Consider the following 5,859-nt stretch of genomic DNA (forward strand, 5'->3'; position numbering starts at 1 on the left):
CGGCCATGGTTTGGGGCAGGACCATGCCGGTGCCGGCCATAAACAGGGCCTGGGGGACGACCACGGCCCAGGGGTTGTAGACGTGGTGGTAGGCAAGCAATGCCATGATGGCGCCGGCGGTGAGGGTGGTGCCCAGGCCGTAGAGCAGGATCTGGTCTGGGAGGTAGCGCCCGGCGAGGCGGATGGAGGCGATGTTGCCGAGCAGGTAGCCACCGGCAGTGATGGCGGTGTACAGGCCGAAGTGTTCCGGCGCAACGCCCAGAACGTCGATCAGTACGAAGGCGGAGCCGGACAGGAAGGCGAACAGGCCTCCGTAGATGGCAGCACTGGTTAGAGTGTAACCGATGAAGGTCATGTCGGTGCTGATGCGGCGATAGTTACGCATTAAGTGGCAGAACCGGAACGGCTGGCGGTGTTCCGGGCGCAGGGGTTCGGGGATGCCGAAGGCGATAACGGCCATCATGATCAAGGCGTAGACCGCCATGACGATGAAGATCCAGTGCCAGTCCATGGTGGCTACAATCAGGCCGCCAAAGGTGGGTGCCACGGCCGGTGCCAGGGCCATCATGCCGGCGAGCAGGGCGAGGATTCTGGCTGCATCTCTGGGGATGTATACGTCGCGGACGATGGCCCGCGCCAGTACCGGACCTGCGGAGCCGCCGAGCGCCTGAAGGAATCGGAACACCTGCAATGTTTCGATGTTGCGGGCCAGCGCGCAACCAATGCTGGCGAGGGCGAAAAGCAGCATGCCGCCGATCATCACAGGCTTTCGGCCAAAGCGATCGGCCAAGGGCCCACACACAAGCTGAGCAAGGGCAAAGCCGATCAGGTAAATACTTAAGGTGAACTGGACCTGACCCGTATCGGCTTGAAAGTCCGCGCCGATTTGCGGCAGGGCCGGCAGGTACATATCAATGGCCATCGGTCCGAGGGCGACCGCGGCGGCGAGTAAAATAGTGGTCCAGATACTTGTCAGTGCGAGCATTGTTTGTTGAGGGCCATGATGACGTTTGCGAGGCTGGTGTGAGGAGCATCCTTCCGGAACTGTGCGGAGCCATGGGTGGAGCGCGACAGCGCTTCACGGGCTGGCCATGGATGGCCTGCCCAGGACTCTCAGCGCGACGCAGGAGCAATTAGCGCTGAGAGGCGGAGCCCAGGCGTCACATGGACGTGCCGAAGGAGCGTGTTTCGGAAGGATGCCCCTCACACCAGCCGACCTGCTGCGAACGTGAAGTCTAGGCCGACAAGGCGATAAAAATAACGGCTTAACCTTTCATGCCATACATGAATGAAATCGATTGATTAATCGTGAAGACCGTTCATGGTGGCGGCCACCGAGTTCACTTGGTTGCGAACCCATCGGTGGGCAGGGTCTGTCTGGTGGCGGCGGTGCCAGAGCATCAAAAGGGTGAAGGGGTTGTACTGGAACGGCAGGGGCACGTAGGCAAAGTCTCGCATCAGCTGGGTGCTCATGCGCTCAGGGGCAGACGCGAGTAAGGTGGTACCGCGCAGAAACTCGGGCAGTCCGGAAAAGTTTGAGACGGTGACCACGCTGCGCCGTTTCAGCCCCCGTGCCTCCATGGTGCTGTCCAGCCCTGGCTTCTCGCCAGTGGCGAACAGCACGGTGATGTGGTCGGCATTCATGTAATCCTTCAGATCCGACGGCGCTTGCCGTTGATTTTGGTCGTAGAACACCACCATCCGGTCCGCCATCAAGCCCCGTTGCATAATGTCCGTGGTTTCCGGCGCGAACGGGCTGATCACCAGATCGCAGGCCTCTTTGCGCAGAAGATCGGCATTGGGAATACCGGAAGGAATTACCTGCAGGTGAATACCCGGCGCCTGGTCCCGGAGCATCTTCACCAACCCCGGCAACAGCAAATCCCGCTGGTAGTCGTTAGCGGCAATGGTAAACGTAAACTCTGCGGTGGCTGGTTCAAACGGTGGTCCCGAGGGCAGGGTGCGCAAGTCGTCCAGTAGCTGACGGATGTGCGGCCCGGTACGCAGGGCGTAGTCGGTGGGCACAATGCCCCGCCCGGATTTCACAAACAGGGGGTCGCCAAAGGCCTGGCGCAGACGTTCCAGAGTATGGCTTACCGCCGACTGAGTCACCCCCAACCGGACGGCCGCACGCGACACACCGCCTTCGTCCAAGACGGCAACGAAGGTGGTAAGGGATTTCAAGTCCAGATTCAATATATCAACGGGCTTCATGGTTTCAGTTTAGGCGAGCGAACCGGCTAAGTCACCAGAGAGTCGGAACCGACTGAGCGGTTTTGCCACCAAAGTCCGGTTGGCCTAAATTGAGTAATCGTTCAATATTGGAACATACTTCCCCGCAACAGGAGCAAACATGAAAACCACCCTGGCGTTTGATGTTTACGGAACTTTAGTCGATCCGATGGGCATGTCCCGGCTGCTTGAGCGGGATGCGGGTGAGGGAGCCGCAGCGGTAGCTGCGCTTTGGCGAGAGAAGCAACTGGAGTTCTCGTTCCGGAAAGGGTTGATGCGAGTCTACGAAGACTTCGGTGTATGCACCCGCCAGGCCCTGCGTTATGCCATGGCGGTTCATCAACTGGAGCTGACCAAGGCGCGGGAAGACCAACTCATGGCTGCCTACCTGTCCTTGCCCGCGTTTGACGATGCCTTACCGGCCCTGCAGGCACTGAAAGGTCAATACCCCCTGTTCGCGTTCTCCAACGGCAGCTATCCGGCACTGGAAAAAGTGCTTGGTCACAACAACCTGCTGGACCAGTTCGATGGTTTGGTCTCGGTCGACGATCTTAAAACCTACAAGCCCGACCCGGCCGTCTACACCTACGCCCGCCGCGCCACCGGCGCCTGGGATAGCCCCCTTTGTCTGGTTTCCAGCAACGCCTGGGACGTGATTGGTGCCAGAGCCGCAGGACTTACCGCGATCTGGGTAAAGCGCGATGCCAACAAGGTATTTGAAGACTGGGGAATTGAGCCGTCAGCGGTGATCAAAAGTCTGTCGGAATTGAAAGAAACGATCGAAAATCTCCGATAAACCGTGAATGGGAGTGACATTTTACCGAGCCAGCGAAAATCGGCAGGAATACAGCTCAGAAGTCAGCGAAGGCAGGGGTTGGGGTAGGCTTGCTAAAAATGTGCGGAGCCATGGATGGCGGAGCCCAAGCGCCCCACGGATGGGCCGCAGGAGCGTTTTTTGGCAAGCCTACCCCAACCCCTGCCGACAAATTCCAAAGCCAGTAAAAATCCAAAGTCAGTCAGAATGAGCCGCCAGCCACTCCGCCAGCTCCAGCCAGGAAGCCTTGGGTGCCTTACTGCCGGCAAGAATCCCCATATGCCCCCCAGGCGCTACCCGAAAGGTCTTATCGGTGGAGCTGACATGATCCATCACGCGCTTCGCCGCCCCCGGCGTTGCCAGCGTATCCTCCTGACCAGCAATCGCCAGTAAGTTGGCATTTACATTCTCCAGCCGGGCGAAATCGTCGCCGATCTGGATCTGCCCCTTTGCCAGCTGATTATCGATCCACACCCGCACCACCGTGTCCTGAATGATCCCTCCAGGGTAGGCCACCATCCGGTCCAGAAACGCCGACGTGGTGGCATGGTTGGTCACAAACTCCCGATCCCCCAGGCGCACAATCAGCTCCCAGTAGCCCATCACACTGCCAACCGGATTGCTCAGCTTGAAGCCGATGGTATTCGCCCAGCCCGGGGTGTGAAACCAGTGCGGCTTCATACTGTGCAACTGAAACCCCGTGCGTTTACGTACCACACCGGCCACATCGGCGATGCGCTGGTACATCCAGCCGATGGCACCGGAGGCATGGCTGTCGATGGGCAGGCCCAGCACAATGGCATTGCGAATGTGTTGGTCTTTGCTCAGAGCTGAGTAGAACAGCGTGAACATACCGCCCATACTCCAGCCATGCAGCGACAACTCCTGCTCGCCGCTGTGCTCCCGAACCCGGTTGAGATAGGCTGGCAGCAATTCCGCCACATAGGTGTGCATGTTGAAGTGGGTATGTTCCCGCTTTGGAACCCCCCAGTCGATCAAATAGACTTCAAACCCCTTGGCCCGAAGGAACCGCACCAGACTGCGCTGGGGGAACAGATCGTAGATCAGCATGTTCACTGCCAGAGGCGGGATGATCACAATGGGCGTACGATGAATGTTGCGCTCCACCGGAATCACCAGATCGTCCAGCTCAATGAAATCCTCTTGCAGGGGTGGGTAATAGCGAAGGCTCACCAGTCCGTCGAAGTGCAGCGTCTCAAATGGCGTCTGCCCGGCCTGCACCAGGCTGGCGGCGCGGAACACCCGGTCGAAGGCGTTGCCGGCATAGAGCGTACCCTGGCGGGCCAGGCCGGTTGCGGTTTCGAGTGCGTTGGTCAGGGGGTTGGGCATGACGGCTTCCGGCAGTGGGTCGGTTCAACAGGTGTTGCCAGCATAGGCGGATGATCATCGCTAGACCATGGCGAAACCGTCACATTTGATCGGCGCGAAGGTCACTTCAGGCCTCTGCCCAATCCCGTCGACGGTTGCTATCATGGCGGCCATCGGAAACAACAACCTGAAACAGGACCACCATGCTCAGCTTCCTGCCCGCTCCTTTGATTGGCGTCATCAATTCTATTCTGTTGGGCCTGAACACCGTGTTCTGGTGTCTGCTGCTGTATATTCCGGCCATCCTGAAGCTGATTATCCCGCACAAGGGTTTCCGTGTGCTGTGTACCAAAGCCATCATCTGGATCTCGGAATCCTGGGTGGCCTGCAACACCGGCTGGATGAAACTGACCCACGGCACCCGCTGGCAGGTGACCGGGGCCGAAAACCTCAAGCGCGAAAGCTGGTACCTGGTGCTCAGCAACCACCAGAGCTGGGCCGATATCTTTGCCATGCAGCGGGTGTTTAACCGCCGGGCGCCATTCCTCAAGTTCTTCCTGAAACAGCAACTGATCTGGGTGCCGGTGATCGGTCTGGCCTGGTGGGGCCTGGATTTTCCGTTCATGAAGCGCTACACCCGGGAATACCTGATCAAACACCCGGAGAAGCGCGGTGAGGACCTGACCGCTACCCGCAAAGCCTGCGAGAAGTTTCGGTTTACCCCGGTCAGCGTGATGAACTTTGTTGAAGGCACCCGCTTTACCCAGGCTAAACACGACAAACAGAAATCACCGTACCAGAACCTGCTGACACCCAAAGCTGGCGGCGTGGCGTTTGTGCTGGACGCCATGGGCGATTCCATCGATACCCTGGTGGATGTCACCATTGCCTACCCGAGCGGAGCGCCCACCTTCTGGCAGTTTATGTGCGGCCGCGTTACCGAAGTTCACATGGATATAGACACCCGGGCTATTCCGGAGCACCTCAAAGGACGAGATTATTCCAGTGACGCTGAGCATCGCCGGAACGTGAAAGATTGGCTAGGTGAACTCTGGCAACGAAAAGACGAGCGCTTGAGCCGCGAACTCAGCGGCGACAACCAAGAGGGCTGAGTCAGGGCTCGTCCTCGTCTTTCACCTCATCCGGGTGCTCTCGCTTGTAACGCTCCCACTCTTCCCAGTCATGGGGCGTGCCGGCGTGGGGCCGGCGCAGGTGTTTGGCGTGCTCCATGGCATTGTGCCGCAGACTGTGATCGGGCTCTTCGTCTTCTTTGTCAAAGCCGTATTTCTTCAGGAAGTCCTGAGGACTGATGGGCATGACACACCTCCCTTACAAGGTTTACTCCTGAAATATACGGTGTGCCTGCGCAACCGGTTTTTCAAGCGTTATTGGCGCCGTCCGGGCCGGTGGCAATTTCTTCCGCCGACAGCAGCTTGAAGTTGATCTGCCGCCGCTCGTCGTCCACTCCGACAAAGCTCACGGTT

At 58.8% G+C, this 5,859-nt stretch carries 6 protein-coding genes; 2 read left to right on the forward strand and 4 right to left on the reverse strand.

The features are described 5' to 3' along the window. Both IBX51_RS14000 and IBX51_RS14005 read right to left on the reverse strand, forming a co-directional pair. A partial coding sequence (locus tag IBX51_RS14000) for a multidrug effflux MFS transporter (RefSeq protein ID WP_291831913.1) occupies positions 1–985 on the reverse strand: 985 nt, incomplete at its 3' end. Positions 986–1,302: 317 nt separating this feature from the next. Then, the gene (locus tag IBX51_RS14005; RefSeq protein WP_291831914.1) at positions 1,303–2,214 is read right to left on the reverse strand and encodes a LysR family transcriptional regulator; all 912 of its coding nucleotides are present in this window, start codon (positions 2,212–2,214) and stop codon (positions 1,303–1,305) included. Positions 2,215–2,353: 139 nt separating this feature from the next. Between IBX51_RS14005 and IBX51_RS14010 the strand changes: the two genes are divergently transcribed. Beyond that, positions 2,354–3,028: a haloacid dehalogenase type II gene (locus IBX51_RS14010; RefSeq protein WP_291831915.1), complete on the forward strand. Its 675-nt coding sequence runs from the start codon at positions 2,354–2,356 to the stop codon at positions 3,026–3,028. A gap of 216 nt (positions 3,029–3,244) precedes the next feature. Here IBX51_RS14010 and IBX51_RS14015 read toward each other — a convergent pair whose 3' ends face one another. Next, positions 3,245–4,396, reverse strand: a complete 1,152-nt coding sequence (locus tag IBX51_RS14015) for an alpha/beta fold hydrolase (protein ID WP_291831916.1) — start codon at positions 4,394–4,396, stop codon at positions 3,245–3,247. A gap of 182 nt (positions 4,397–4,578) precedes the next feature. On the opposite strand from IBX51_RS14015, the gene IBX51_RS14020 reads away from it, so the two are divergent. Next, entirely contained in the window at positions 4,579–5,487 is a 909-nt protein-coding gene (locus tag IBX51_RS14020) for an acyltransferase (protein ID WP_291831917.1), read from the forward strand. Position 5,488: 1 nt separating this feature from the next. Here IBX51_RS14020 and IBX51_RS14025 read toward each other — a convergent pair whose 3' ends face one another. Continuing rightward, positions 5,489–5,692: a hypothetical protein gene (locus tag IBX51_RS14025; RefSeq protein ID WP_291831918.1), complete on the reverse strand. Its 204-nt coding sequence runs from the start codon at positions 5,690–5,692 to the stop codon at positions 5,489–5,491. Positions 5,693–5,859: the final 167 nt, after the last annotated feature.

Source organism: Marinobacter sp., assembly GCF_014859525.1.
Classification (GTDB): Bacteria; Pseudomonadota; Gammaproteobacteria; order Pseudomonadales; family Oleiphilaceae; genus Marinobacter.

Coding starts and splice junctions, on each gene's coding strand:
- IBX51_RS14010 (WP_291831915.1), top strand. CDS start 2,354: ATGAAAACCACCCTGGCGTTTGATGTTTACGGAACTTTAGTCGATCCG.
- IBX51_RS14005 (WP_291831914.1), bottom strand. CDS start 2,214: ATGAAGCCCGTTGATATATTGAATCTGGACTTGAAATCCCTTACCACC.
- IBX51_RS14025 (WP_291831918.1), bottom strand. CDS start 5,692: ATGCCCATCAGTCCTCAGGACTTCCTGAAGAAATACGGCTTTGACAAA.
- IBX51_RS14020 (WP_291831917.1), top strand. CDS start 4,579: ATGCTCAGCTTCCTGCCCGCTCCTTTGATTGGCGTCATCAATTCTATT.
- IBX51_RS14015 (WP_291831916.1), bottom strand. CDS start 4,396: ATGCCCAACCCCCTGACCAACGCACTCGAAACCGCAACCGGCCTGGCC.